Raw genomic sequence first — 422 nt, forward strand, 5'->3', positions numbered from 1 at the left:
ATGGAACAGTCACTCATCCCACAGACACCGGTACTTCCACTGACCGCACAACGCACGGTAAAACGCGCCTTAACGCTGCTTGACCGACACCTGCGCGAAACAGGCGTGGCATTCACCTCCACTCAGGCTGCTCGTGACTGGCTGAAGCTGAAAATGGCGGGGCTGGAGCGTGAAGAATTTATGATGCTGTATCTGAACCAGCAGAACCAGTTGATTGCCCACGAAACCCTGTTTGCCGGTTCTATTAGCAGTACCGAGGTACATCCCCGTGAGGTGGTCAAACGCGCCCTGTATTTCAATGCAGCAGCAGTGATACTGGCGCATAACCACCCCTCCGGCGACACTACTCCCAGCCAGGCAGATAAGACTATAACGCAGCGTCTGGTGCAGGCGCTTCAGCTCGTTGATATCCGTGTCCCTGA

Annotated in this window: 1 protein-coding gene; it reads left to right on the top strand. The window is 55.2% G+C overall.

Translation table 11 applies throughout. The features are described 5' to 3' along the window. Positions 1 to 422 (top strand): JAB domain-containing protein (locus EOS_RS42760; RefSeq protein ID WP_047898303.1); only part of this gene is annotated, 422 nt, incomplete at both ends.

It is taken from the genome of Caballeronia mineralivorans PML1(12) (assembly GCF_001028175.1).
Classification (GTDB): Bacteria; Pseudomonadota; Gammaproteobacteria; order Burkholderiales; family Burkholderiaceae; genus Caballeronia; species Caballeronia mineralivorans.